This is a genomic window from uncultured Ruthenibacterium sp. (genome assembly GCF_963558415.1).
GTDB lineage: Bacteria > Bacillota > Clostridia > Oscillospirales > Ruminococcaceae > Ruthenibacterium.
The window spans coordinates 23,733-47,981 of sequence record NZ_CAUWGY010000005.1 but is presented as its reverse complement, the minus strand read 5'-3'; the positions used below and the strand labels follow the sequence as shown (position 1 = coordinate 47,981).

Below are 24,249 nucleotides of genomic sequence, written 5' to 3'. Positions count from 1 at the left end.
GGTCGGGCAAAGCTCGACCGGCTTTTTTTGTTTTGAAAACTCAGTCCGACACAGCCGAATCCCCGTCCAGATATCCCTGGACCACTGCGTCGGCCTGGGAGCCTGGGCGGAACAGGCCGTCCTCTGCGTACGTTCCGGGCAGCGTGAAGGCCCGGCACTCGGGCGCCTGTTTTTCCAAAAAGCGGAAAATGCGCTCGTAGTCGTAAATTTTGGTGGCGGTCAGGGCGGTGGAGCACTCACTGACGGCCGTGCGCATTGCATCGGGCAGCACTTCGGTCAGGTGTTCCATGCCGGATTTCAAAAACGCCAGATACCCTTCTGCCCGCAGCAACAGCTCCATTTCCGGGTTGGCGGCGCCCGCCGCCAGCACCTGCGCCAGCAACTGGGTGTTGAGCGTCATGTTCCCCACCCCGGGAATGCTCAACTGAAGTTCGCCCAACGTGGCGGCGCTCATGTAATTGGCAAGGCTCATGCGGGTATTTCCCAGCCCGCTCGTCAGCTCCGCCAGCGTGTCGGCGTCGCAATACACATAGTCGCTGACCGGAACTCCCAGCACCTGATACACAAGCTGGGCAGCCTGGGCCGGACCGGCTTTTTGCACGGCCTGCACCAGGCTTTCCTGTCCGTTTGTGCCCGGCACGGCCAGTTCTCCGGGCACGGCCATGGTCACCACCCGGTTTTCCATGGCGTCGAACCGGATGAGCACAAAGTGCTCGGGCTCTTCCTGGCCGGTCATGACTAAGAGCGTTTTGGCGTCTGTGGAGGTGGGATGCGTGATGGGCACATCGGTGCGCGCCTCCTGGACGGGCGTAGCGCGGCTCATTCCATAGACTGCCACCACCAGATAAAAGGGCACGATGACTGCCAGCGAGAGCAGCATCGAACGCCAGAACAGCTTTGTCCCTTTCACCCATCTTCCCTCCTTTCATGTATATAGCATGGCCCTTTGGCGCATGTTATATACAAAGGAGGAAAGTGCCATGAAGAAAAAAGATCCCATGGACGCGCCCGCCGTCCGGGCGGCGCTCAATGCCCGCCCCGATCCAACGGACCCTCTGGGCAGTTACACAGGGCGCCCGAAAGACCCGCGCGAGACCCCCGTACAAGACGCAGACGATTTGTAAAAGACAAGGCCGGTCAAAGACCGGCCTTGTTTTTCATGGCTCATCGTCTACATATTCCAAAATGTCTCCGGGCTGACAGTCCAGCGCTTTGCAAATGGCGTCCAGCGTGCTAAAGCGCACGGCCCGCACCTTTCCGGTTTTTAAGTACGACAAATTCACGTTGGAGATTCCAACCTTGGCGGCAAGGTCGTTCAGCCGCATTTTCCGGTCTGCCAGCACCCGGTCCAGTCGAATGACGATCATAGTGTGTGGTCCACCTCGTCCTGCAATTCCATGCCGTAATGAAGGATGTACGCCGCCACCAAAAAGGCAACACCGGGAAACAGCGCGCCCATCAGGTTCATGCTGATGCCGATGGAAATCTGGCTCTTTGAAAAAAGATTGCAAACCTGGCAAATCAGCATCTTTAAAACCGGCACCAGCACCGCCACGGCGCACTGCAATGCCCCGTAGCCCAGCAGATACACGTCGTTGGGCGGCGCAAAGATGCGCCCGGCCTGGACGTTGGCCAGCACCCGGCTCAAAAGCCAGTAGGCCGCAATCAAAGGCAGCACATGGACCGCGTACATCAGGCTCAAGCCCATCTGGGTGACCCAGTCTATGCCGTCCTCATCGTTGGCGCGCACGTACACATTGTCGGAACTGCCCACCGTGAGGCCCCGGGACGCGGGCTCGTGATTTTCCTCGGCGTAAATGGCCCGGTCATAGGTGCCGGTGCTGGTGTGCAACACAAAGGTCTGCCGGCCCAGTATGCTCAACACCAGGCACAGAACATAAAATCCCATCACAAGCCAGCACACACCCTTTAACACCCGCGCTGCCGCCCGGGCAAAGGACTCGTTCATCCACCGCTGTACCATCTTCCTCACCTCGCCCTCAGTATACAATAGAAATTCTAATTTTTCAATAACTTTTTAATGATAAACATTAAAAAATCGTCTGGACGGTGTGTCCAAACGGTCTTTTGCAGCGAAAACGGGGAGGCTTACTCCTCCAGCCGGCGGCCCAAGAAGGAGGCCGACACCCGGGCAAGGGTCCCGGCGCACTCGGGGGAGACTGTGTCGGACGCCAAAACCGCCACGCTTCCGATGAGGTCGCCGCTGCTGAGGACAGGCGCCATCAAGGTGACGGCCAGGCCGCTGCACACGGCAAATTTTTCGCCGTCGGCGGTGTAAACGCGCCGGTTTTCCATGCGGGAGGAGTACTCGCCGTCCAAAGAGCGCCCCACGCCTGGGCGCAGGATTCCGGACGCAGCCACCACTTTGTCGCGGTCGGTGACCAGGGCGGGCACGCCGGCGTTTTTGTACAAAGCCTCCACCAGGTGGGCGGCCTCAACGGCCAGCTCTCCGATGGGACTGTATTTTTTAAAAATCACTTCTCCCGCTCCGGACACAAAAATCTCCAACGGGTCGCCCACTCGGATCATCTGAGTACGGCGGATTTCCTTTGGGATGACCACCCGTCCCAAATCATCAATGCGGCGCACGATTCCAGTAGCCTTCATAATTTTCCTCCATTGGTCTTTACAGATTTGTATTAGTAGTATCTGCCAATGGATGAAGAATATACCATTTCTTCGCACAAAAAAGCGGACGGCTGCCATGCAGTCGTCCGCTTTTATGCGCAATCGTTCAGCCCGTGGATTCCACAGAAGCCGTGCTGTTTGTGGGGGTCGACGTGACCGTCGAAGAAGAAGGCGGCGGGGTCGGTGTCGAAGAATCCGGCAAAGCCGGGATGACTTCGGTGTACTGGGCACCGCACACGCTGCACTGGTACACGCGGGAGCCGTCCACACCCACCTGAGCGGGGGTCTCGCTGACCAGGATGCTGAAATTGTGAGCGCCCGTGGCGGGCACCGACTCGGTGTACGTTGCACCGCACTTGGTGCAGGTGAAGGTCTTGACGCCCGCGGTCCCGCAGGTGGGCTCGGTGGTGACGACGCCTGCGTCGTAAGTGTGTTCGCAGGTGGTCTTTTTAAAGCTGGCCGTCACGGTGATGGTGGTGCCGCCCTCCACATAGCTGGGCACGGTAAAGGACAGGGAGGTGGCGTTCACATTGGCAATGGTTCCCACACTGCATCCCCAGGTCACGGCGTAGCCGCTGTTCACGGTGGCAGTCACCGCAGAACAGGTGCCGCCGGGTTCCACTTCCTGCTGCAGCGTGCCGCTCAGAGAGCCGCCGGCGGTGTCACCGGCCACGCTGAACACCACTTTCACCTTTCCTTCGACCTTGCTGGAGGAGGAAGAAGAAGAGGAGGAAGAGGAAGAATCGGGCTCATTGACAGTGACAAACAAACCGTCCGGAGGCGCCACATGGGTGGGCACGTTGGACACTTCGGGGCGGGTGTCCTCGGTCTCGTGGGCATGGGTGCGGATGTAATCCATGAGCGCATTCATGCCCGTCTCGCTCAAATGCACGCCGTCGCTGACCATGTACCCGCTTTTGGCGTAGCCCGTAGAGGGGTCTTTGAGCGCCTCACTGGAGTTGAGGAAGGTATATCCTTCTTCCCGTGCCAGTTCCAAAAGCGCCTGGTTGAAACTGTCGATGGTCTGCATACTGATGTTGGGATAATCCCGCTGTTTTGCGACCGGAGGCACGGCATTGATGATGATGTCGGCAGAGGGGTATGCCTCATGAATGGCCGAAAGGGCCTTTTTATACTGCTCGGCGAACACATCGGCGGACCAGCCGGTGTTGTTGGTGCCGAAGGTGATGATGATGCGCTGCGGCTGAAGCAGTTCCACCGCTTTTGGCACGGTCACCAAGGAGGAATACCCGGAGAACTTCTGCGTGGCTGTGCCGGTCACGTCCTGAATGCCCATGCCGGTCACGCCCAGGTTGTTCTGCCAGGTAGTGGCCTCGTAGACCACCATGCGCTCGGTGTTGGAGTCGCCGATGAACAGGGTGTTGTCGATGTATTCCTGCCCCGCGTCCTCAGTTTCGGGCAGAACGGTGCCGTCGTACTCCTCTACATTGAGGGAGTTTGCGTTCATGTCATAACTCTCGCTTTGTGAGATGCTTTGGGGTGTACCGGAAGCAGGCTCTCCCTTTGCAGTGACCGTCAGCACAAAAATGGCGATCAGAACGATCACCAACAAACAGGCCACCGCCAAAATGGCAATGTCCAGCAGGCTGCCGCTTCGCACGCGCCTAAAAAAGCGCTGAAATGCCTTCCCGGTTTTCCGGAAGAATTTTTGGATCTGATACAATCTGTATTCTCCTCCCTCAGGCCGCAGGGGCATAATTTTTCCACGATTCTTTTATTGTACATGATTTGATTCAAAAAAGCCAGCCCATAGACCATTTCTTATTCATCTCACTTTTTTTCGTCACAAAGCGCAGGATGAAAAAAGGGGCTTTGCATTGGCAAAGCCCCGTATATTTTTTGATTCAGTGCGCATGTCCCAGACCCAGCACGCCCGCTCTTTCCAGCGAGGGGCGAATGGCCTGCACCAGCACCGCCGACGCAGCCACGGCCAAAACGCCGTTGATGACGCTGGTGACCCCCTTGGTCACAAGCTGCACCTGCACCGCCTGCAAAGCCTGCCCTTCGACCAGATACATGACCACAAACGACTTGAACAGATACAGCACCACATACGCTGCGCTGCCCACGCCGGCGCCCACAAGGTCCCGGCGCAGAGTGTGCGTCTTTCCCCGGCAGGCGATGAGTCCGGCCAAAAAGCCGATGAAGAACTTGGTCAAAAAGGTGATCCAGCTCTCGGCGATGTAGGCGGGGTTGGTGAAGTCAAACAGCATGCTGCCGAATCCGGACGCAAGTCCCCCCACCAGCGGCCCGAACAAAAGTCCGCTGAGCGCGCAGAACACATTTCCCAAATGAATGCGGGCCACGTCCCCAATGGGGATCTGCACCCAACTGAACACAAACACCAGCGCGCTCAAAAGGCCTACCGCGGCCAGTTGACGCACCGAAAAACGATCTTCCCGCATGGTATCTTTCCTCCCTCTCTTGACAGGCGTTCCGTTTCGCCTTATCCTCATTATAAAAGAAATTGAACTCATTGAAATATTCAATTTTTAAATTTTTCATGGGTTCAGATTGGAGGCAGAGATGGAAGATTTGGTATTTGTGCCACAGGCGGGGAGTAAAACTCCTTTGTACCAGCAGTTGTATACGTATTTTGTACAGTCCATCCGGACGGGGCGGCTTGCTCCGGGCGAGAAGCTGCCTTCCAAGCGCCGTTTGGCCGAACAGTTGGAGTTGAGCGTGAACACCGTGGACACAGCCTATCAGATGCTGACGGCAGAAGGATATCTTGTGGCAAAGCCCCGCAGCGGTTTTGTGGTGCAAAAGCTTTGGCGGCTGACTGCGCCGGCACCGGCGGCAAAAGTGGAAAAGGCGCCCGCTCCACCGCTTTGGCGGTACAATTTTGAGACGGCCAGCATCGATACGAAGTTGTTTCCCTTTAAGACCTGGCGTCGCATCCAGCGGGACGTGGTGGGCGAGCCGCGGCTTTTGAACCACGGCCCCCGCAGCGGAGACGAGGAGCTGCGCGCCGCCATTGCGCGGCATCTGCGGGAGGCCCGGGCCGCCCGGTGCGAGGCCGAGCAAATCGTGGTGGGCGCGGGCATCGAATATCTGTTGGGCATTTTGGCGCGGCTGTTTGCAGGGCGTTTGTTTGCGGTGGAGGACCCGGGCTATGCCCGCACCCATCGCATTCTTGCCAACAACGGCACGCCGGTGACTTTTGTGCCTGTGGACGAACAGGGAATGTCGGCCCGGGCGCTGGCCAAAAGCGGTGCGCAGCTTGCTTACGTGACGCCCAGCCACCAGTTCCCCACGGGAGTGACCATGCCTGTGGGCCGGCGCACAGAGCTTTTGCAGTGGGCTCAGAGCGCGCCGGGCCGGTACGTGATCGAGGACGATTACGACAGCGAGTTCCGGTTTGACGGCCGGCCCATTCCCTGTATGCAGGGCCTGGACGAGGCGGGAAAAGTCATTTACATCAGCACCTTTTCCAAAAGCGTGGCGCCGGCCATCCGAATTGGATACATGGTGCTGCCCGCAGAGCTTTTGGAGGCCTATCGCCAGCGGTTCGGCTTTTACTCGTGCACCGTGAGCCGTTTTGAGCAGCAGACCTTGAGCCGTTTTATGGATGGGGGTTGGTTTTCCCGACATTTGGCGCGGCTGCGGGCAGCCTACCGGGGCCGGCGGGACGCGCTGGTGGCGGCGCTGGACAATGCGCTTGCAGATGTGCCGCACACGGTGCGGGGCAGTCATACGGGGCTGCATCTTCTTTTACAAGTGCACACAAACGCCACCGAGGCCGAACTTGTGGAGCGTGCCGCAGCGCAGAGCGTGCATTTGACGGGGCTTTCGGACTATTACCACGGTCCGTGCCCGGCATCCCCCACGCTGGTGCTGGGCTACGCGGGCCTTGCCCCCGAGGACATTGAAGGGGCCGCCCAGGCGCTGGGGCGGGCATGGGCGCCGCTCACAGACGCTCGCCCTGCGTCGGTTTGAGAAAGAACAGGCACACAAGCCCCACACCGGCCGCTGCGATGGCGATGACATGGCGCCCGGCGGTCAGATGGAGAAGTCTTGCCGCCAGCGGAAAGCCCACGCTGCCCGCGCTCATGCCCAGGGCCACAAATCCGTAGTTGACGCCGGTGTGCCGCGGCCCGAACAGGTCCGTGACAGCGCTGGGCAGCACGGCGGCCTGGCCGGAGTAGCAAAAGGTGAGCATGCTGTACACCACCAGCACCCACCAGCCGCCTGCGCGCCAAAACCAGACCGACAGCCCGCACAGTCCGGCAAACAGCAGCATATCCGTGTACCTTCGGCCGATTTTGTCCGACAGCCACGACATCAACAGCCGGCCTGCGGCCGAGCACACAGAGCCCACCACGATGCAGGACAAAGCGGCCTTTTCCGAAAGGCCTCTTTGCTGGGCCAGTTCCACGATGATGGGGCTGAACAGCAGCACCGCGGGAGTGGACAGCGCCACCACCGCCACCAAAAGCCAGTACTGCCGGGTTTTGACCATTTGGCCGGGGGTGTAATTTTTTGCCTTTGTGTCAGAGCAAGCGCTGGTCTTTGGATTTTCCAGTAAAAGGCAGGCTGCGCCGCACACCGCCAGCATGCCGGCGCCCAACGCGCAAAAGGCCCCGCGGATGCCCCACATTCCGATGAGCCAGCGGCCCAAAGCCGTGAGCACCGCGCCAGAGATGCCCACCGCGCCGCCGATGACTCCGGTGGCAAGGCCTTTTTTGTCCGCGTACCATTTTTGGGCGCAGCTCATGACCGCGGGATATAAAAACGCGCAGCCCAGGCCCACGGGGGCGCTGAAGGCCGCGTAAAACACCCAGGGGTTCTGCGCCGGGACCCACAGTCCGGCGCTCAAAAACCCGGCGCCCAACAGCACGGTGCCGGCGATTCCGGCGACACGGGGGCCTTTTTTGTCCTGCAACAGGCCGCCCAGCACACATCCGATGCCGAAAAAGCAGATGACGAAGCTGAAAATCATAGCGCTGTCGCCCTCGTCCAGGCGGTATCCCTGGCACACGCTTTTCTGGAACACGCCCCAGGCCGACGGAATGCCGGTCAGCACCTGAATGGCCGCTCCGGCGGCCAGGATGCTCCAGCGATGCTTTTTTAAAAACTTCTGCATACACACCCACGCTCCTTCCAGGGGAGTATGGCCAAAAGGGGTGCGCTCCATTCACTGATTGTACTGTTGAATGACCTCGTTCGGTTTGACCGTCATTTGGACCCACGCGGGTTTAAAGCCGCATTTCAGCGCATTGCCCACGGATTTTAAGTTGGACCAGGCCGCGCAGTAAAACGGCACCCGGTCTTTGTCCAAAATCTCCAGCGCCAGCCGGCTGGTGAGCGCGCTGGCAACGCCCTGCCGGCGGTATTCGGGCAGCACGTCCACGCCGATTTGCCACATGGTGTCGCAGTCGGCGGAACATCCGGCGAGTCCGATGAGCCGGTCGTTGTCGTAAGCGGCCACCGCCAGCACATCCAGATTTTTCCGCTTTTCGCACAACGCGTTGCTCCACTGGGGCAGATACAAAGGCCCGAAATCGTTTTGGCAAAGGATTTTTGTCTGGTATGCACAGGGCATTGGGCGCAGCCTGTCCACATCCGGCAAAAAATATTCGGCCATAAAACACACATTCAGTCCCATGGGCGCAAGGGCCTGCATCAGCACGTGAAGATTGGGTGTTTCAAAGCAGTGCTCGGTGGGAAAGCGGTCGATGTACGCTTGTGCAATTTGAACCAAAGGCGGTGAAACAGACGCTACGATGTTGTTTCCGTAGGAAGTAAAATCACATACAAAGGGAAGCTCCAGATATTTTCTGGCGCCTTGCGTTTTGCGGGACAACACCACTTTGTTTTGGTTTGATTGAAAATCCTCTGCCAGGCAGCCGCTGTCGCGGGCGGACTGCTCCATTGCGATTTTTAAAATTTGAGCGTTCGTGCGCATCTCTGCGTCTCCTTTCAAAAAAACGGCACAGGACTCAGGTCCTGTGCCGTTTTGGTTTATTCTTCGGATTTGGGCACGTAGGCAATGGACAAATCGTCCAGTTGCTTTTGCTCCACGGTCTCGGGGCAGCCGGACATGGGCTCGCCGGCGTTCTGCACCTTGGGGAAGGCGATCACGTCGCGGATGGAGTCCTTTTTCAGCATCAGCATCACAAGACGGTCGAAGCCGAAAGCCATGCCGCCGTGGGGAGGTGCACCGTAGCGGTAGGCGTCCATCAAGAAGCCGAAGCTCTCCCGGGCGCGCTCCTCGGTGAAGCCCAGGGCCCGGAACATGCGGTCCTGCAAAGCCGGGTCGTTGATGCGGATGGAACCGCCGCCCACTTCGCAGCCGTTGAGCACCATGTCGTAGGCCTTGGCGCGGCAAACGCCGGGCTCGCTCTCCACCTTGTCCAGGTCCTCGTCCTTGGGCATGGTGAACGGGTGGTGCTTTGCCATGTAGCGGCCCTCTTCCTCGCTGTACTCGAACAGGGGGAAGTCCGTGACCCACAAGAAGTTGAATTTGTCTTTGTCGATGAGCTCGTATTTCTCAGCCACTGCCAAGCGCACGGCGCCCAGAATGGTGCAGGCCTTTTCGCTGTTCGAATCCGCGGCCAGCAGCAGCACGTCGCCCTGGGCGAAATCGGCCGCCGCGTACAAGGCCGCTGTCTCGTCTTCGGTGAGGAACTTTTCAAAGCTGGAGGACTTGGCGTCCGAAGTCCAGCGGGTGTAGGCAAGGCCCTTGGCCCCGTAGGTCTTGGCCACCTCGACCAGTTTGTCGATCTCCTTGCGGCTGAGCTTGTCCGCCATGCCCTTGACGTTGATGGCGTGCACGCTGCCGCCGCCTTCCACGGCCGAGCGGAATACAACGAACTGGCTGGTGCGCACCGCATCGGTCACGTCCATCAATTCCAGGCCGAAGCGGGTGTCGGGCTTGTCGGAGCCGAACCGTGCCATGGCCTCGGCGTAGGGCATGCGCAGGAAAGGCGTTTGCACGTCGATGTTCAAAATTTCTTTGAACAGTTTTTTCACAAGGCCCTCGTTGACGGTCATGATGTCCTCTTCGGTGGCAAAGCTCATCTCCATGTCCACCTGGGTGAACTCGGGCTGACGGTCAGCGCGCAGATCCTCGTCGCGGAAGCACCGGGCGATTTGGAAGTACCGGTCAAAGCCGGACAGCATCAAAATTTGCTTGTACAGTTGGGGGGACTGGGGCAGCGCGTAGAAATGACCGGGCTGCACACGGCTGGGCACCAGATAGTCCCGGGCGCCCTCGGGTGTGGATTTGATGAGCATGGGAGTCTCGATCTCCACAAAATCGTTGTCGCAGTAATAGTTGCGGATGAGCTGCGCGATTTTGGAGCGCAGCACAATGGGCTCGTGCATGGACGGACGGCGCAGATCCAGATAGCGGTATTTCAGCCGCAACTGGTCGTTTACATTGATGCCGTCACGCACCTCAAAAGGCGTGGTCTCGGCCTCGCTGAGCACTCTTAACTCGGTGACAAACAGCTCCACCTCGCCGGTGGGGATCTTGTCGGTCTTGGCGTCGCGCTCGCGCAGAACGCCCTTGGCGATGACCACGTACTCGCTTTTCAGGCTGCCGGCCTTTTCGAACACAGCCTTGTCGGTGGAATCGTCAAAAATCAATTGCAGAATGCCGGTATTGTCTCTCAAATCGGCAAAGATGATGCCGCCCTTGTCCCGACATTTGGCGATGGACCCGGCAACGGTCATCTCCGTGCCCGCGTCCTTGGCCCGCAGACCGCCCACATAATGGGTGCGGCGCAGATTACCCATGGTCTCCATGAATCATTCTCCTTACGATTGTGAAATCTTCTAACAGTATAGCGCCTTGCGCGGCGTTTTACAAGATTTTCCGACACTCCAGATAATAGCGTTTTTCCTCTGCGTGGCCCATGGAAAAGGTTTTCTTGGGCAACACGCCCCCCAGCACCACGCCGCGGAACAAATCGCTCTTTTGAAAATCGGGCAAAAGTACGCCCACGGCTCCCGCGCGGGCCAGCCGGCGCACTTCTTCTTCGCCGTGGATGTAGTCTACGCGCACGCCGGGGTTTTCTTTGCACAAATCCCCGAGAAAGGCTTCCAGCGTTCCCACGGCCAGCGGATGGGGCGGGTTGGCCGCGCCCAGACTTTGCTCTTTCTCGCCGTCGGTGAGCCGGAACATCTGCGCATCGCCGCAGCCGCCGTGGGCTTCGAGCCAGGCGCGGAATGCGGTGGAAAAAGCGTTAAAATCTGTGCCGAACACCGCCCGGTGGATGGCCTCTACCCCGATGGCCGGGCAGTGGATGTTCTCCAGTTCCACAAGGCACCAGCGAGCCGGGTGGGTTTCTTGCTGGGCCTTTGTGAGCCCGGCCTTCACCTGTTCCCAGGCGGCTTTGGCCGTGGCCAGCGAGTGGTTGCCGTCGCCCACAGCCAGCGCCAAAGGCGCCGCGGACGCGGCCTGTGGATATTTTGCGTCAAAAAACGCCTGGGTGCCCATGGTCTCCAGCGCACGCTCCACAGCGGCGATGTCCGCCGGGTCGGTCACGGCCCAGCCCGCCACGCGGCCGCCGTCCAGCATCAGGGGCGTGTCGTACAGTTTTTGCAGCCGGTCTTTGCGCGCGGCCAAAGGCTCCACCACGGTGTTTTGTTCATCGTCAATGAGCATCAGAATGTGGGGCGTCTCCAGCGCCGCGCCCCGGCGCACCGCCAGACGGGGCGGGATGCGCTCGGCCACGGTGTTTTCCGATGGCCGCACCAGGGGCCGGGTGCCCGGACGATAGTCGTACTGTTCCAAATCCACCGCGCCCACCAGGCCCTGGCGCACGCCGCTGGCGGTGGTGCGCTCCACGTACACAAAACCGTGGACCGTGCGCGTCAGCACCGTTTTCAGGTATTCTTCCATGGTTTGATGGATTTTCGCGATGCGCTCTTTTTCTCCCTCTTTGCCAAGATACACTTCCGGCAACGTGATGTGCAGCGTGCTGGGCGCATCCTGGCACAGCGCCTCAGCCTGGCGCCAATATTCGGGCTTGCTTGTGAACTGGTCGCAGGCCAGCGCCGCCCACTTTTCCAGTTCCACGCTCTCTGCAGGCAGCAGAATGTCCGCCGCGCAAAATGGTTTCATGTTCTCTCCCCCCGTGCTCTCTCATATCCTTTTATGATAGGCGATGCAGCCTTTTTTTGCAAGGGGGATGAGACCATGAAACAGACAAGCGGCGCGCTGTGGCTGGTGCTGGCGGCGCTTTTGTGCAGCACCGGAGGAGTGTGCATCAAACTGGTGCCCTGGTCGCCTGTGGCGGTGAACGGCGCCCGCTGCGCCGTGGCCGCAGGCGTGACCGGGCTTTTTCTGGCGGCAAGCCGTCACCGGCTGCGCTGGAACACCACGGTGGCGTGCGGGGCTTTCAGCCTTGCCCTGACCACCATTTTCTATGCCTTTGCCACCAAGCTCACCAGTGCCGCCTGCGCGGTGCTTTTGATGTACACTTCTCCCGTTTGGGTGCTGGTGGCCCAGCGGCTGCAGGGCCGGCGCTTGGAGGCAAGGCAGGTGCGGGCCGCGGCGGGTGTGTTTGTGGGGCTTTTGTTCTTTTTGTGGGACGGTCTGTTTTCCGGGCGGCTTTTGGGCAACGTGCTGGGCCTGTGCAGCGGCGTGTGCTACGCGGGTGTGTTTTTGTTCGGCGCCGACGAAGAGGGCGACGCCGCCTCGTCCTCTTTCTTCGGCCAGCTCATCGGCGCGGCGGCGGGCCTTCCCTTTTTGTTGCTTGAACACGATTTTTCCGCGGTCTCGCTGGCGTGCGTGGCCATTTTGGGCGTGTTTCAACTGGGCCTTTCCTACGTGTGCATGTCCAAGGGTCTTTCCAAAACCAGCGCCGGCGCCGCCAGCCTCATCACCGCTCTGGAACCCCTTTTGTCCCCGGTCTGGGTGGCGCTGTTCTACGGCGAAATGCCCGGCAAGGCCGCTTTACCCGGCATGGCCTTTGTGCTTATCAGCGTGCTGTACTCTCAGTTGGGAAGGAAAAATGTAAAAAACTCTTGACATTTTTTCCTTTCTGTGCAAAACTAAAAATGTCAAAAGAGTTTGACATTTTTGCTCAGAGAGGAGTGTTGGTATGCCGGTAGGTGCTTTTCTTTTTTTGGCGGTGCTGCTGATTTTTGCATCTCTCGATGTATTTTTGATGGTGAGTCTGCTTCATCCGGGGGACGAGCGAAGCCAGTTGATGGTGTGGAAGGCAGGCAGTCACACGCTGCTGGTGATGAGCCTGGTGCTGGTGCTGGACATTGTGCGCAATCTGGTGACCGGGCAGCCGGAGATGGTGAACCCCTTCACCCATCTGACGGTCACGTCCATCGTTTATTTTCTTGAGCTGATGTATTTTAAAAGAAAGCTCGGTGGCTGACATGGAAAATCAGATTCGCGCGAGAAGAAAGGCGCTGGGGCTTTCTCAGGAGGAGCTGGCCCGGCGGTGCGGGGTGTCCCGCCAGACGGTGAACGCCATTGAGAACAACAAGTACGACCCCACGCTGGCCCTGGCTTTTCACCTTGCAAAGGAACTGGAGACGACCGTGGACGCCCTGTTCACATTTGTGGTAGAATGAGGGCGAAGGGGGGCGGACCGCATGAAAAAGCGGATGGCTGCGCTGGCCCTGGCGGCAATGCTGCTGGCCGGGTGCGTAGGGGCGGACGGAGAGATTCCCAGCCGCAAAGAGGTGCTCCGGTACGTGGACGAGGTGTGTGCCGAGCCCTATGAGGAGCTGGGCAGCGAACTGGTGGCCGAGACGCCGGACGATATGGAATACCGGTTTGAGACACAGCGGGGTCTGCAATTTGAGGCTCACAGCTATCTGGAGCCCATTTACATTGACGCGTCCAAGACCTCTTTTTACACGCCCACCATCACCTGCAACTATGTGAGCGCGGTGCACGAGCTGTACAAAAAGCAGGTGCAGGCCAATCTGGCCACCTGCCCGTTGTATCTCGAACAATACGGCTGGATGTATGTTTTGCAGTTTTCGGACCTTTCCACGGCGGTGGATGCGGTGCTGAAGGCGGATAAGATCTACGCAGCGGAGCTGGCTTTTAACACTCCGGAGTTTCTCAAGCACAACCCGGTGGCCAGCGTGCATCTTGCGTGGAGCGCAACGCAGCAAGAGGCTCTGGAACACGAGGACTGGGTGAACCTGACGGACCTGGCCGTGACCGGGCAGAACGACCGGCAGGCTTTGTATGAGGAGCTTGCACACCGGTACGCGCAACTGTGCGTGGACGGAGAGATCGTGGACAGCACCGTGCCCGCAAAGTACCTAGAAAATAAGCACGTGTCCTCGCTGGATACGCTGGAATTGGACGGCCGACAGATGGCCTACGACGATGAGGACAATCCCTTTTCGCCTTACGGCTTAACTACGGACGACTATTGCTACGCCTTTTACAGCACGGAAAAAGAGGCCTATCTTTTGCCTGTGGACCTGGGCGTGGTAAGCGATTCGAGCAGTTTTCCGCTGATCGTGCGGGAGTACGTGCGGGCGCTTGGGGGCGAGTACCATCTAAACGCAAACGGCGATGCGTACGTGAGCGAGTGGACCATTGGTGCGAACACCTGGCGCATGAAGACTGTGTACCGGGACGGAGAAATCGTGTCGGTGCAACTGGAGAAAAACGGTCAGCCCCTGGAGCTTGATTTTGTCACCGTGGATGAGGACTTCCGGGTGGGGGCCACGTTCTGCGCAGCGCTGAGCGCCGAAGATTTTTGCAAACTTTTTGAATTGCGCTTTGCGGCGGACGAGGCCGCACGCACCCTGCGTTTTACAAGTCAATAAAAAAAGCGCCCGCCCGTTCAAAACGGGGCGGGTGCTTTTTTATCGGTTTTTGTACCACACAAAGTGGTCGAACTTGCGTTTTCGATACGGCGTTGTAATGCCCAGCTCGTCCAGTTTTCTTGTGATGTAGTCGTTGTAGCTGGCGTATTGAAATTGATTTTGCCATTTTTGGATCTGCGCTTTTGTAATGTCCGAAAAGTAGCGTGGAAGGGACTCTTTGAGCACCGTGTCCAAAATGGAGTAGTCGTCTTTTTCGTACAAGTTCCGGTTGTGATAACAGCAATATTTGGATGCAAACGAAAACAGATTGATTTTACCGTTGCTGCGCGCGATTTCATTGACCAGCTCAGGGTCTCCGGCCTCCAGTCGCTCATCGATGTTCGGGATGGCGGCAATGATGCGGCTCAACTGGTCCATGCTGATCAAGCTTTTGTGCTGGGACAGATGGGTGGAATTGGTGATATCAATGAGCCCGATTTTCATGGCCACGATGTCCGGGTCCCGATTGTAGGGAAATTTTTGCAGACAGCGCGTCAGCAGCCGGTTTTCCGGGCCGTACGCATCGCTTTGCTCCACCAGGCGGGAGACTTTTTCGATGCTCTCGTTGCTGATGACATCCTTTAAAACGTCCCGCCTGCGTTTTTGCTTTTGTTCGGGCGTTTTGACCGCCGGCACATTTCCGCTGAGAAAATAAACGGCGGGGCGTTCGCCTTGCTTTGTGACCACGCGCTCATCTACAAGTGCCATGAGCGCAAAATAAATGCTTGGCGCGTGCCGGTCATCTCCATACATGGCCTGGGCCAACTGGCGCTGTGTCATGGCTCCCTTGTCCTTGAGCACCAACCGTATCTTTTCTTTCTGACGCATGATTGCTGCACGCTCCCCCGATTTGTGATGCATGGCGCAAAGCCAGAGATGAAAAAAGAGGGACCTCTTTGTCCAAAAAGGCAAGAGTGGTCCCTCTTTTTGAGTTTATGCTTCCTCGATGACCTTGATTTCGGGATACTTGTCCGCAAAGCACACGGCCGCGTAGCCGCTGTGGGCCAGACGGTCGATTTGTTTGCCTACTTTTTTGCCCGTGGTCAGCACGGTGACTGCGTACTCCCCGCGCAACTGGGCGGCCTTTTGCAGAACGTCGGCAAAGTCGGAGCCGGGTGCGTACAACAGGGCCAGTTTCTTTTTTTCGGCGGGCACGGCAAAGCCCTGGTCCAGCAAAATGGCGCAGATGCGCTCGAACCCGATGGAGAAGCCCACGGCCGGCACCTGCTGGCCCAAGAACTTGCCCACCATGTTGTCGTACCGGCCGCCGCCGGCCACCGCACCTGCAAAGCCCGCGCAGCTCACTTCAAACACCATGCCGGTGTAGTAACCCTGCCCGCGCACCAGCGACGGGTCGTACGCCACCTTGTAGGCGCCCCCCGCCAGCTTTGTGACGGTGTCCATCACGTATTTCACATTGTCGCCCAGGCTCTTGTCTGCACACAGTGCAGCCACGTCCGCAAGGCTCACCTGTCCTTTTTCCAAAAACGCGCGCAAAGCGGCCACCGCTGTCTCGGGGCACTGTTTTTCCAAAAGCTCCGCGGCCACGCCCTCGGGGCCCACCTTGTCCAGCTTGTCAAAGCTGATGCACACCGAATCCAGACTGTCGGGGGCAAAGCCCATGCCCTCCAGCATTTGGCGCAGCATCCGCCGGTCGTTGATGCGCACGGTAAAATCCGCAAACCCAATGGCCATCAGCGCCCGGGCGGTCACGTCGATGAGCTCGATTTCGGCGTTGGGGCTCTCGTCGCCCAAAATGTCGATGTCGCACTGTACGAACTCGCGCAGCCGGCCTTTCTGAGGCCGCTCGGCCCGGTACACCCGGTCGGTCTGAATGACCTTGAAGGGGCTGGGCAACTGCTCTTTGTTGGCCGCATAGTAGCGGGACAAAGGCAGCGTCAAATCGTACCGCAAACCCATGTCGGACAAATCCTTCTCCTTACCATCGGCCAGGGCCTTTTGCAGTTTTTCGCCGCGCTTGAGCACCTTGAAAATCAGGTTCAGGTTCTCGCCGCCCTCGCTCTTGTCCAAATTCTCCATGTCCTCCAGCACCGGAGTGGCGATGCGCTCAAATCCGGACGCGCGGTACACGCGCAAAATCTCGCCCTGCACAAAGTCGCGGATGCGCTGCTCGGCGGGCAAATAGTCTCTCATGCCTTTCAACGGGGATGTTTTCATGTGGGGGTCTCCTTATCCTTTTTTCTCTTTCATCCAGTCCTTGAGCTGCTCCATGGCGGCCTCGTACCGGTGGTTTTTCATCTGAGGGAACGCGCGCATCAAACGGCGCGCCACGTAATTGCGGCGGTCCAGCATCTCGGCACGGGCAATGTCCAGCCGCGCCGCGGCCGCAGGCCGGCGCTCATCCACTTCGGCGTCTACTTTCAAAGCCGCCGTTCCCAGTTTTTCGCTGACGGCGTCGCTGCCGTCCCGCAAAAGGCGCGCCACATCGCTGATGGCGCCCAAATCATGATCCAGCCGGGCAAGGCCCTGCACCGTGACCACAATGTCGCACAAAAGCCCGGCTGCGGCCACCACAGCCAGCGCGCGGCCCGGCGTTGTGTCCAGCGCCATCACCACCCGGTACACCAAGGGCTGAATGCCCCGCATGACCGCCACGATGCAAACGCCCCAGGCCATGCTGAATTTTAAACAGATGTATCCGCCCAGGTTGAAGGGCTGGTCCGAATAATCCCACCAGGTGGTGTGGAAGATTTTTTTCAGCGCCCAGCCGCCCACCAGCTCCAGGGCGCTGGCCAGCACCATGCCGCCGAAAAACAGCGCAAGGCCGCTGTTTTGCACCGGTGTCAAAACCGCCAAAACCAGCGCCATGCCGAAGCCGTAGATGGGGCACACCGGCCCGTTCAGAAAGCCCCGGTTCACCAGTTTTCCCGTGTCCACCGTGCAAAAGCACACTTCCAGACACCAGCCCAAAAACGAATAGATCAAAAAGAACCAAAAATATTCATACAGCGAAAAAATAGAGCGTCATCCTCTCTTTTGGCTTCTTATTTGTCCGCCAGTTTCGCGCCGCAGCCGGCGCAGTAGACATCGTCCTCACCGGCCTCGCGCCCGCATTTGGTGCAAAAACGGCCCGTGTGGCTCTCCTGCTGGATGCGCTGCTCGGCGGCGTCGATCTCCTGCTGGATCTGCTCGGCGCTGATCAACAGCTCGTCGATCACCTGCTGGGGCGAACGGGGCCCCTCATCGGATTCCATGGTATCCTTCACTTTTCCCGTATGCACCAGGAACAGCACCCGGCCGATGTCGCTGAATACCGCTTCCTGGCGCACTTCCAGGCGGTTCATCTCCAAGCCCGCTTTCACAATGTCGTACTTTTCACCCACGGCCGTAGCCGCGTTTTGCACCGCGCTTTTCGCCTCGTCGGCCGCGTTGGCCAGTTCTTGCAAGATCCTGCTTGTATTTCGATCCATGTCTCTCCCTCTCTTCGTGTAAAAATGCGCTTATACGCCGCTACGTCCATTCTAAACGCTTTGACTGCCTTCGTCAACCGCGGGAAAGGCCGCCACCAGCATCACAGGCAAAAAGTTTAAAAGATACCGGCTGCGCGCCTCCCACAAAAGCAAAAACAGCGCAAGGCCCAGCACCGCCACCCGCAGCACCGTGGCCCGGTGGTCCCGCCGGCGCGCAGCGTTCACAGACGCCGCCGCCAGCCCCGCCAGCATCGCCACCTGTATGCCCAGCGCGGCGTACACGGACCGGCCCGTGTGGCGCATGCCCTGGATAAAATATTCCTGCAAGAAATTTCCCTTGTGCACCGAGCCGATGTCCAGTTTCATGGGCGCATAGTACAGCCCGTCGCCGAAGATGTAACTCAGTTTGTCCAGCCCGTGGCTCAAAAGGCCTTTGGGGCCCATCTCCTCTATGCGGCGGACGATCTCGCTTTGGGCGATTTGTACCCGGGCGCTGTAATCCTCGCCCTGAAGGGTCAGTTTGTAGTCCGCGTCGTTGTAGCCGCCGTCGCCGGAAAGGCCCATCATCACCCAGTGCTGCCAGGGGATGGCCTTTTCCTTGTCATAGGCCGGCAGCCAGGGGCTAATCAGCGCGGCAACGCTCAGAACCGTGTACAGCGCCGCAAAGCTCACCGCCATGCACGCGGCCATTTTCCAGCCCTTGCGGCTGCCCGCGTACAAAAGCGCATCCAGCACCGCCGCCACCAAAGCGATGGCCACTGTGATTTTTAGCCAGGCGCCTGCCGCGGCCAAAAATCCCGCGCCCATGCAGCGCAGCATCCGCCCGGCGCCGGCCGGCCGGTCCCGGGCACTGAGCCACAGCGCCAGCGCCCCGATGGGAAAAGGCAGCGTGACCGTGTCCGTGTACACGATGGGTCCGTACAGCAAAAAAGGCAAAAACAAAAACGCCCCGATCAGCCCGAACAACGCGTTTTTCACTCCGTACAAATGCCGCAGCACCCGGTACAGCAAAAGCAGCGAGACGTTCACACACAAAACATTGCACACGAGGGCTGCGGGCATTGTGTTTTCCACGCCCAAAGCGCCCAAAACCTTGAACACCGCCACAAGCACGAGATACATGGGCGCGTTGTTGTGAAACTGATTGAAATAATCGGCGGGCAACACGCCGGTCTGGGCGTACTGCTGGGCCGCGCTGAACACAAGGCCAAAGTCCCAGGTGCGGGTGGGCTGCACTTCCAAAACAAAGGCAAACACCATCTGCACCAATAGATAGCCGACCAAAAGCGCCGCCACCAGCCCGATCTCCAAGCGAAAACCCGGCTGCCAGCGCAGTTTTTTCCATCCTTGCCAAAGGACCACCAGCACACCGAACGCCGCCGCGCAGCACACCAGCGCCGGCAGGAGCTTCACCTCATAATACGGCGTTCGGTTGTTGAAAAGCACGTCTGCCAGCACCAGGGCAAACACAGCGGCAAAGGCCCACGCAAACAGGGTATAGCATTTTTGTTTTGCCATTTTCTTCCCCCCAGATTCTGTTTCCCTACTATATCATAAAATGGTATAATAAGCAAAAAAGGAGGGGAGCGGCATGGCTACGGACCGGGTGATTTTTCACTGCGACTGCAACAGTTTTTACGCCTCGGTGGAACTTTTGTCCCACCCGGAGCTGCGGGATGTGCCCGTGGCCGTGTGCGGCGACCCAAAGAGCCGCCATGGCATCATTCTGGCCAAGAACGAACCGGCCAAGCGCTTTGGCATTCAGACCGCCGAGACGGTGTACAGCGCCCTGCGCAAATGCCCGGATTTGACTTTGCTGCCGCCTCACCACGACCGGTACCGGGCTTTGAGCCGGCAGGTGAACGCCATCTATGCCCGATACACCGACCGGGTGGAGCCCTTTGGCATCGACGAGAGCTGGCTGGACATGACCGGCACCTGGCATTTGTTCGGTTCGTCTGCCCAGCAGGTGGCCGACCAGATCCGCCATGTGGTCCGGGCCGAAACGGGCCTGACGCTGTCCGTGGGCGTCAGTTTCAACAAGGTGTTCGCAAAGCTGGGCTCGGACTATAAAAAGCCCTACGCCACCACGGTCATCGGGCGGGAGGATTTTAAGCGCATGGTCTGGCCGTTGCCTGTGCAAACGCTTTTGTATGTGGGCCGAGCCACGCAAAAGACGCTGACCGGACTTGGGATTCGCAACATTGGGCAACTGGCCGCTGCGGACCCGGTGCAGTTGCAGCAGGCTCTGGGCAAACTGGGTCCGGAGCTTCGCCGCTACGCCCGGGGCGAGGACGACGCCCCCGTGCGCGCAGCCTGTGAGCAGCCCGAGGTGAAGAGCGTGGGCAACGGCATGACCTTCCGCCGGGACCTTGTGAGCCGGGACGACATCGCCGCCGCGCTCACGGCGCTTGCCGACGACGTGGCCGCCCGTCTGCGCAGCCACGGGCTTTTGTGCACCGTGGTGCAGGTGCTCATCAAGGATACGGACTTGCGCTCCATCACACGGCAGGCGCCGGTGCCCGCCCCCACTCATCTGGCCCGGGACATCGCCCGGGCTGCCCTGGCTCTGGTGGACAAACACTGGCCCGCGCAAAAGCCGATTCGGATGCTCACCGTCACAGCCATGGGCCTCACCGATGGAACGGATGCCCGCCAGCTCTCTCTGCTGGACCCGGAGCCTCAGTGCGATGAAAAGCGGGAAAAACTGGAAAAGAGCTTGGACGCCATTCGAAAAAAATACGGCAAAGCGTCCATTGCCAGCGCCAGCCGCTTGAAAAACGACTTGGGCCTGCGGGAGTTATCCATGGAAACAGACAAGGACGAGCCCCCGGTGCCCTGAAAGCCCCCTTTCCCGGAGAACCCCAGCGGTGAGCGCCGGCCGCACAACCGCAGAGCCCGGCAATCCCGTCTGTGACAGGGAGTTCCGGCCTCGCCGAAAAGCGCTCCGGACGCCGCCTCCACAGGCCGCGTCCCTGCCCCATTCTTCGAAGGAACCGAAGCGCCCAAAAAATACAAAAAGGAGAATTTTTAAATGGTAAAACACATTGTATTTTGGAATCTTTCCGACCCGGAACACAAACAGGAGAACGCCGCCCGCATGAAAGAGCTTTTGGAGGGTCTGGTGGGCATTGTCCCGGGCCTTGTGTGCGCCCAGGTGAGCCGTAGTTTTGCAGGGTTTGACGTTGTTTTGGAATCCCAATTCACAGACCGGGACGCACTGGACGGATACCAGAACCACCCCGCGCATCTGGAAGTAAAAAAATTCGTACACAGCGTAATCTGCGAGCGTGCGAGCTGCGATTTTGAAATGTAAAGCGCCGGCCCGTGTTGTATGCAGCGCGCTGACAAGCAAAACCCCTTGTCACACAAAACGAAAAGCCCCGGCGGGCATGCCCGCCGGGGCTTTTTTGTTTGTTATTCGATGGCGATGCGCCTTGTCTGCGGAAGCTGCGGCTGCTCTTTCTTAGGAATGGACAGACGCAGGATGCCGTCTTCAAATTTCGCATTGATGTCCTGCTCGGTCACGCCCTCGCCCACATAGAAGCTGCGGCTGCACTGACCGGCGTAGCGCTCGCGGCGGATGTACCGGCCTTCCTTGTCGCTCTGGTCTTTGTCCAGACCTTTCGCGGCGCTGACGGTGAGATATCCGTCCCGAATCTCGGCGCTGATCTCGTCTTTCTTGAAGCCAGGCAGATCAATGTCCAGCTCATAGCTGCCATCGGTCTCGCGCACATCGGTCTTCATCAGGTTTTTGCTGTGTTTGCCGTACAATGCATTGCGGCTGGAAGTAAAGAACGGATCGTTGAACGGATCCATAAAGAAATCATCGAACAAATTTTCACCAAAAATGCTAGGCAACATAAGTCATTCCTCCAATCAAAACGTCCTACCCGGCGGGTTTGTGTTTTTTGCCCGCCTTCGTTTGCCCTTCATTTTGGAAGGTCTTTTTTGGTTCCCTTGAAGCCCTCCTTCAAGGTACACTTTTATTATACCCAGTTTTTTAGCACTGTCAAGCATAGAGTGCTAATTTTCACAAATTCGTCACAATTGATTTTATTTTATGCGTTATTACGCACTTTATTTTGCTTTCACTCGTTAAATTAGCACTTAAATTATAAGAGCGCTAATTCATCAGCACCCACATTTCGCAAAAAAGCGCGGTCGTGTTCCACCAGCAGAAGGGCGATTTCGGCGTTTTGCAAAAGCGCTTCGATTTGTTTGCGGGACAACACATCCACATAGTTGAGCGGTTCGTCCCACACGTAGAGATGGGCCGGCTTGGACAAGCTCAAAGCCAAAAGCGCTTTCTTTTTCTGGCCTGTGCTGAACCGGGACGCATCCTGTGCAAAGGCTTCCCGTTCGAAGCCAAATTTTCGCATAAGTGTAAAAAACAGCGTCCGGTCCACCTCTGCGCGGGCGGCCAGCTCTGCCGGAGTGCCTGTGCATTCACCCGGGTCTTGGGGCACGCGCGAGATCACCAGGCCCGGAGCGGTGACCAAAGTGCCAGTGCGTTTTACCGCGGCGCCGCACACCGCGTTCAGCAGCGTGGATTTTCCGCACCCGTTGGGACCGGTCACGGCCAGCCGTTGGCCTGCCCGCAAACAGAACGACGTTCGGCAGACCAGCCGGTCACCGTAGTACAGGCACACTTCTTGCGCCTGCACAAGAAAGCTGGGTTTGTCCCAGCGCAGCGGCTGGAAACGCAGCGCCTCGGCCGTCTCCACCTGACGCAGCAGCGTCCGTTTTTCGTCTGCCGCCTGTTGGCGCCGGGCCTGTACGGTCTTGGCCCGCTTCATCAGCCGGGCGGCCTTGCTGCCCAGATACCCCCTGTCCGGCCGCAGCCCGGAGTTGCGGGTGTGTTTTTCCTGTTCGGCCTTGCCTGCCCAGTCCTCGGCGCGCCTCGCCGCCTGGTCCAGACGGGCGATCTCGCGGCGCAACTGGGCATCCCGCGCCTGCTCGGATGCGTCCCGGCGCAGCTTTTCGCGCTCCCATACGGAATAATTTCCTCGGCACAGCGTGACTTCGTCCCGCCCCAGCGCCAATGTGTGGTCGGTGCATCCGTCCAGAAAATCCCGGTCGTGGCTGACCAGCAAAAAGCCCTGCTTATGCCGCAGATAGGCGCTGACGCATCTGCGCCCGGCTGCGTCCAGATGGTCCGTTGGCTCGTCGATGAGGCAGTATTTCCCCTGCTGCACGAACAGCGCGGCCAGCATACACTTGACCTGCTCGCCTTTGGATAAACTCTCAAAGGCTCGCGCAAGGACCGCCCCGTCCAGTCCCAGCCTCTCCGCCTCACAGGCGCAGCGCCAGTCGGGCGCATCGGGCGCGAAGGAGCGCAGCAACTCCGCCGCGGGCAGAGTGGGATCTGTCACCGGAAAGGGAAACAGCACGCAGGGCACCTTGTCCCGCACAGCCCCCGCGCAAGGCAACTGTCCGGCCAGAATGCGCAGCAGCGTTGTTTTGCCGCGGCCGTTGCGCCCGGTCAGGCCCAGGCGCCAGCACGTGTCGATGGAAAAGCTCACGTCGCGAAACAGCATCTCGCCGCCGTCGTAAGCAAAACTAAGATGTTCCACAGAGATTTGTGACATATTCTCTCCTTTTCATAAAAAAAGACGCGGGACGGCAGACCCCGCCCAAAGGCGCAGTCCACCGCATCCGCGGCCTTGTAAAAACAGGTACGGATGCGCAAAATCATCCCGCATTTGTGGCGCACGAAACAAAGCCGCCCAAGGCGGCGCGTCTCATGCCGTACAAATCCGGATCATTTGCGCATCTTCCCACATCCTTTTTTATGATTTGGACTGAGGATAACACATCCCCACCGCCCGTGTCAACCTTCGCCCCGGGTGCGCTTCCAGTAGGCGCTCATGGAAAAGCTTCTGTCCTCGGTCATTTCCTCCAAAAGGCCGATGTCCGCCGGCGGCGTGTAGGCCTGTGCCTCCTCCACACTGTCGAACTCCACTTCGGCGTAGAAAAAGCGTGTGGGCAAATCCGCATCCACCAAACTCACTTCCAGCTTGCGGCCGTCGGGCAGCGCATATACCCGGTAGTCTTTGGAGACCAAAGGCTTTGCGATGAACGCCTCCAGCCGGCAAAACAGGTCCTTGTCAATGTCGGACTCGATCTCCTCACGGGCCAGCGTGCCCTTGCCTTTGAAACACAGCACATAGCGCACTCCGTCGGTGCGGATGCGCACCACCGGCGCCGTCGCAATGTATCCCTGCCGCATCTGCGCTTGGCGCACCATCGGCAGGTTCTCCGGGAAGCCGGCAATTTTCCAGCGGCGTTCAATTTCCATAACAGTTCCCCCTGTTCATTTTGCTCTGGCTCTATTATAATGGAG

At 58.8% G+C, this 24,249-nt stretch carries 26 protein-coding genes; 8 read left to right on the top strand and 18 right to left on the bottom strand.

Annotated elements, in window-relative coordinates; genetic code table 11:
• Positions 1-40 precede the first annotated feature (40 nt).
• Positions 41-910: a hypothetical protein gene (locus AB5H98_RS01760; protein WP_367924195.1), complete on the bottom strand. Its 870-nt coding sequence runs from the start codon at positions 908-910 to the stop codon at positions 41-43.
• 70 nt (positions 911-980) lie between these two features.
• On the opposite strand from AB5H98_RS01760, the gene AB5H98_RS01755 reads away from it, so the two are divergent.
• Complete coding sequence (locus tag AB5H98_RS01755) at positions 981-1,124, top strand: hypothetical protein (protein WP_367924194.1); 144 nt, start codon at positions 981-983, stop codon at positions 1,122-1,124.
• A 33-nt stretch (positions 1,125-1,157) separates the two neighbouring features.
• Here the strand turns inward: AB5H98_RS01755 and AB5H98_RS01750 are convergent, their stop codons facing one another.
• The 5 genes from AB5H98_RS01750 to AB5H98_RS01730 form a co-directional block, all read right to left on the bottom strand.
• On the bottom strand, positions 1,158-1,367 hold the full coding sequence (locus AB5H98_RS01750) for a helix-turn-helix domain-containing protein (RefSeq protein ID WP_367924193.1): 210 nt from the start codon (positions 1,365-1,367) through the stop codon (positions 1,158-1,160).
• Positions 1,364-1,984: a DUF2975 domain-containing protein gene (locus AB5H98_RS01745; protein WP_367924192.1), complete on the bottom strand. Its 621-nt coding sequence runs from the start codon at positions 1,982-1,984 to the stop codon at positions 1,364-1,366. Before AB5H98_RS01745 ends, AB5H98_RS01750 begins: the two co-directional genes overlap by 4 nt.
• 125 nt (positions 1,985-2,109) lie before the next feature.
• Positions 2,110-2,628, bottom strand: coding sequence for a stage V sporulation T C-terminal domain-containing protein (locus tag AB5H98_RS01740; RefSeq protein WP_367924191.1), 519 nt, complete (start codon positions 2,626-2,628; stop codon positions 2,110-2,112).
• Positions 2,629-2,755: 127 nt separating this feature from the next.
• On the bottom strand, positions 2,756-4,333 hold the full coding sequence (locus AB5H98_RS01735) for a GDSL-type esterase/lipase family protein (RefSeq protein WP_367924190.1): 1,578 nt from the start codon (positions 4,331-4,333) through the stop codon (positions 2,756-2,758).
• A gap of 181 nt (positions 4,334-4,514) precedes the next feature.
• Positions 4,515-5,075, bottom strand: coding sequence for an ECF transporter S component (locus AB5H98_RS01730; RefSeq protein ID WP_367924189.1), 561 nt, complete (start codon positions 5,073-5,075; stop codon positions 4,515-4,517).
• 121 nt (positions 5,076-5,196) lie between these two features.
• Here AB5H98_RS01730 and AB5H98_RS01725 point away from each other — a divergent pair, with 121 nt between their 5' ends.
• Positions 5,197-6,609: a PLP-dependent aminotransferase family protein gene (locus AB5H98_RS01725; protein ID WP_367924188.1), complete on the top strand. Its 1,413-nt coding sequence runs from the start codon at positions 5,197-5,199 to the stop codon at positions 6,607-6,609.
• On the opposite strand, the gene AB5H98_RS01720 is transcribed toward AB5H98_RS01725, so the two are convergent.
• From AB5H98_RS01720 to AB5H98_RS01705, 4 genes are read right to left on the bottom strand one after another with little or no spacing between them, the layout of a single operon-like run.
• A complete protein-coding gene (locus AB5H98_RS01720) occupies positions 6,581-7,756 on the bottom strand; it encodes an MFS transporter (RefSeq protein WP_367924187.1) in 1,176 nt (391 codons plus the stop codon). The two genes, AB5H98_RS01725 and AB5H98_RS01720, sit on opposite strands and share 29 nt — an antisense overlap.
• Positions 7,757-7,807: 51 nt before the next feature.
• Positions 7,808-8,578: a GNAT family N-acetyltransferase gene (locus AB5H98_RS01715; protein WP_367924186.1), complete on the bottom strand. Its 771-nt coding sequence runs from the start codon at positions 8,576-8,578 to the stop codon at positions 7,808-7,810.
• A 56-nt stretch (positions 8,579-8,634) separates the two neighbouring features.
• Complete coding sequence (aspS, locus tag AB5H98_RS01710; protein ID WP_367924185.1) at positions 8,635-10,422, bottom strand: aspartate--tRNA ligase; 1,788 nt, start codon at positions 10,420-10,422, stop codon at positions 8,635-8,637.
• A gap of 58 nt (positions 10,423-10,480) precedes the next feature.
• The gene (locus AB5H98_RS01705; protein ID WP_367924184.1) at positions 10,481-11,743 is read right to left on the bottom strand and encodes a DUF1015 domain-containing protein; all 1,263 of its coding nucleotides are present in this window, start codon (positions 11,741-11,743) and stop codon (positions 10,481-10,483) included.
• A gap of 75 nt (positions 11,744-11,818) precedes the next feature.
• Here AB5H98_RS01705 and AB5H98_RS01700 point away from each other — a divergent pair, with 75 nt between their 5' ends.
• The 4 genes from AB5H98_RS01700 to AB5H98_RS01685 all read left to right on the top strand — a co-directional run bounded on the left by AB5H98_RS01700 (position 11,819) and on the right by AB5H98_RS01685 (position 14,433).
• Positions 11,819-12,652 (top strand): DMT family transporter, encoded by an 834-nt coding sequence (locus tag AB5H98_RS01700; RefSeq protein ID WP_367924183.1) that lies wholly within the window; start codon positions 11,819-11,821, stop codon positions 12,650-12,652.
• A gap of 73 nt (positions 12,653-12,725) precedes the next feature.
• The gene (locus tag AB5H98_RS01695; RefSeq protein WP_367924182.1) at positions 12,726-13,013 is read left to right on the top strand and encodes a hypothetical protein; all 288 of its coding nucleotides are present in this window, start codon (positions 12,726-12,728) and stop codon (positions 13,011-13,013) included.
• Position 13,014: 1 nt separating this feature from the next.
• Positions 13,015-13,212 (top strand): helix-turn-helix transcriptional regulator, encoded by a 198-nt coding sequence (locus AB5H98_RS01690; protein WP_367924181.1) that lies wholly within the window; start codon positions 13,015-13,017, stop codon positions 13,210-13,212.
• Between the two features lie 21 nt (positions 13,213-13,233).
• Positions 13,234-14,433 (top strand): hypothetical protein, encoded by a 1,200-nt coding sequence (locus tag AB5H98_RS01685; RefSeq protein WP_367924180.1) that lies wholly within the window; start codon positions 13,234-13,236, stop codon positions 14,431-14,433.
• Between the two features lie 39 nt (positions 14,434-14,472).
• Here AB5H98_RS01685 and AB5H98_RS01680 read toward each other — a convergent pair whose 3' ends face one another.
• The 5 genes from AB5H98_RS01680 to AB5H98_RS01660 all read right to left on the bottom strand — a co-directional run bounded on the left by AB5H98_RS01680 (position 14,473) and on the right by AB5H98_RS01660 (position 19,421).
• On the bottom strand, positions 14,473-15,300 hold the full coding sequence (locus tag AB5H98_RS01680; RefSeq protein WP_367924179.1) for a hypothetical protein: 828 nt from the start codon (positions 15,298-15,300) through the stop codon (positions 14,473-14,475).
• Positions 15,301-15,405: 105 nt separating this feature from the next.
• Complete coding sequence (gene hisS, locus AB5H98_RS01675) at positions 15,406-16,650, bottom strand: histidine--tRNA ligase (RefSeq protein ID WP_367924178.1); 1,245 nt, start codon at positions 16,648-16,650, stop codon at positions 15,406-15,408.
• Positions 16,651-16,662: 12 nt separating this feature from the next.
• Positions 16,663-17,418: a putative ABC transporter permease gene (locus AB5H98_RS01670; protein ID WP_367924177.1), complete on the bottom strand. Its 756-nt coding sequence runs from the start codon at positions 17,416-17,418 to the stop codon at positions 16,663-16,665.
• Positions 17,419-17,477: 59 nt separating this feature from the next.
• Complete coding sequence (locus tag AB5H98_RS01665; protein WP_367924176.1) at positions 17,478-17,903, bottom strand: zinc ribbon domain-containing protein; 426 nt, start codon at positions 17,901-17,903, stop codon at positions 17,478-17,480.
• A 51-nt stretch (positions 17,904-17,954) separates the two neighbouring features.
• Entirely contained in the window at positions 17,955-19,421 is a 1,467-nt protein-coding gene (locus tag AB5H98_RS01660; protein ID WP_367924175.1) for a glycosyltransferase family 39 protein, read from the bottom strand.
• Positions 19,422-19,494: 73 nt separating this feature from the next.
• Here AB5H98_RS01660 and dinB point away from each other — a divergent pair, with 73 nt between their 5' ends.
• Together dinB and AB5H98_RS01650 are read left to right on the top strand one after the other, a co-directional pair.
• Positions 19,495-20,745: a DNA polymerase IV gene (dinB, locus tag AB5H98_RS01655; protein WP_367924174.1), complete on the top strand. Its 1,251-nt coding sequence runs from the start codon at positions 19,495-19,497 to the stop codon at positions 20,743-20,745.
• 192 nt (positions 20,746-20,937) lie between these two features.
• The gene (locus tag AB5H98_RS01650) at positions 20,938-21,219 is read left to right on the top strand and encodes a Dabb family protein (protein ID WP_367924173.1); all 282 of its coding nucleotides are present in this window, start codon (positions 20,938-20,940) and stop codon (positions 21,217-21,219) included.
• 101 nt (positions 21,220-21,320) lie between these two features.
• Here AB5H98_RS01650 and AB5H98_RS01645 read toward each other — a convergent pair whose 3' ends face one another.
• The 3 genes from AB5H98_RS01645 to AB5H98_RS01635 form a co-directional block, all read right to left on the bottom strand.
• The gene (locus AB5H98_RS01645; protein ID WP_367924172.1) at positions 21,321-21,767 is read right to left on the bottom strand and encodes an Hsp20/alpha crystallin family protein; all 447 of its coding nucleotides are present in this window, start codon (positions 21,765-21,767) and stop codon (positions 21,321-21,323) included.
• A 251-nt stretch (positions 21,768-22,018) separates the two neighbouring features.
• Entirely contained in the window at positions 22,019-23,494 is a 1,476-nt protein-coding gene (locus tag AB5H98_RS01640) for an ATP-binding cassette domain-containing protein (protein ID WP_367924171.1), read from the bottom strand.
• 242 nt (positions 23,495-23,736) lie between these two features.
• On the bottom strand, positions 23,737-24,204 hold the full coding sequence (locus AB5H98_RS01635; protein WP_367924170.1) for a CYTH domain-containing protein: 468 nt from the start codon (positions 24,202-24,204) through the stop codon (positions 23,737-23,739).
• Positions 24,205-24,249 lie beyond the last annotated feature (45 nt).

Excerpts from the sequence above, each read along its gene's own strand:
- AB5H98_RS01725 (WP_367924188.1), top strand. The coding sequence starts at position 5,197 with ATGGAAGATTTGGTATTTGTGCCACAGGCGGGGAGTAAAACTCCTTTG.
- AB5H98_RS01755 (WP_367924194.1), top strand. The coding sequence starts at position 981 with ATGAAGAAAAAAGATCCCATGGACGCGCCCGCCGTCCGGGCGGCGCTC.
- AB5H98_RS01720 (WP_367924187.1), bottom strand. The coding sequence starts at position 7,756 with ATGCAGAAGTTTTTAAAAAAGCATCGCTGGAGCATCCTGGCCGCCGGA.
- AB5H98_RS01680 (WP_367924179.1), bottom strand. The coding sequence starts at position 15,300 with ATGCGTCAGAAAGAAAAGATACGGTTGGTGCTCAAGGACAAGGGAGCC.
- AB5H98_RS01745 (WP_367924192.1), bottom strand. The coding sequence starts at position 1,984 with ATGGTACAGCGGTGGATGAACGAGTCCTTTGCCCGGGCGGCAGCGCGG.
- AB5H98_RS01645 (WP_367924172.1), bottom strand. The coding sequence starts at position 21,767 with ATGTTGCCTAGCATTTTTGGTGAAAATTTGTTCGATGATTTCTTTATG.
- AB5H98_RS01695 (WP_367924182.1), top strand. The coding sequence starts at position 12,726 with ATGCCGGTAGGTGCTTTTCTTTTTTTGGCGGTGCTGCTGATTTTTGCA.
- AB5H98_RS01700 (WP_367924183.1), top strand. The coding sequence starts at position 11,819 with ATGAAACAGACAAGCGGCGCGCTGTGGCTGGTGCTGGCGGCGCTTTTG.
- AB5H98_RS01685 (WP_367924180.1), top strand. The coding sequence starts at position 13,234 with ATGAAAAAGCGGATGGCTGCGCTGGCCCTGGCGGCAATGCTGCTGGCC.
- AB5H98_RS01650 (WP_367924173.1), top strand. The coding sequence starts at position 20,938 with ATGGTAAAACACATTGTATTTTGGAATCTTTCCGACCCGGAACACAAA.
- AB5H98_RS01640 (WP_367924171.1), bottom strand. The coding sequence starts at position 23,494 with ATGTCACAAATCTCTGTGGAACATCTTAGTTTTGCTTACGACGGCGGC.
- AB5H98_RS01715 (WP_367924186.1), bottom strand. The coding sequence starts at position 8,578 with ATGCGCACGAACGCTCAAATTTTAAAAATCGCAATGGAGCAGTCCGCC.
- aspS (WP_367924185.1), bottom strand. The coding sequence starts at position 10,422 with ATGGAGACCATGGGTAATCTGCGCCGCACCCATTATGTGGGCGGTCTG.
- AB5H98_RS01705 (WP_367924184.1), bottom strand. The coding sequence starts at position 11,743 with ATGAAACCATTTTGCGCGGCGGACATTCTGCTGCCTGCAGAGAGCGTG.
- AB5H98_RS01690 (WP_367924181.1), top strand. The coding sequence starts at position 13,015 with ATGGAAAATCAGATTCGCGCGAGAAGAAAGGCGCTGGGGCTTTCTCAG.
- AB5H98_RS01740 (WP_367924191.1), bottom strand. The coding sequence starts at position 2,628 with ATGAAGGCTACTGGAATCGTGCGCCGCATTGATGATTTGGGACGGGTG.
- AB5H98_RS01660 (WP_367924175.1), bottom strand. The coding sequence starts at position 19,421 with ATGGCAAAACAAAAATGCTATACCCTGTTTGCGTGGGCCTTTGCCGCT.
- AB5H98_RS01730 (WP_367924189.1), bottom strand. The coding sequence starts at position 5,075 with ATGCGGGAAGATCGTTTTTCGGTGCGTCAACTGGCCGCGGTAGGCCTT.
- AB5H98_RS01750 (WP_367924193.1), bottom strand. The coding sequence starts at position 1,367 with ATGATCGTCATTCGACTGGACCGGGTGCTGGCAGACCGGAAAATGCGG.
- dinB (WP_367924174.1), top strand. The coding sequence starts at position 19,495 with ATGGCTACGGACCGGGTGATTTTTCACTGCGACTGCAACAGTTTTTAC.
- AB5H98_RS01635 (WP_367924170.1), bottom strand. The coding sequence starts at position 24,204 with ATGGAAATTGAACGCCGCTGGAAAATTGCCGGCTTCCCGGAGAACCTG.
- AB5H98_RS01665 (WP_367924176.1), bottom strand. The coding sequence starts at position 17,903 with ATGGATCGAAATACAAGCAGGATCTTGCAAGAACTGGCCAACGCGGCC.
- hisS (WP_367924178.1), bottom strand. The coding sequence starts at position 16,650 with ATGAAAACATCCCCGTTGAAAGGCATGAGAGACTATTTGCCCGCCGAG.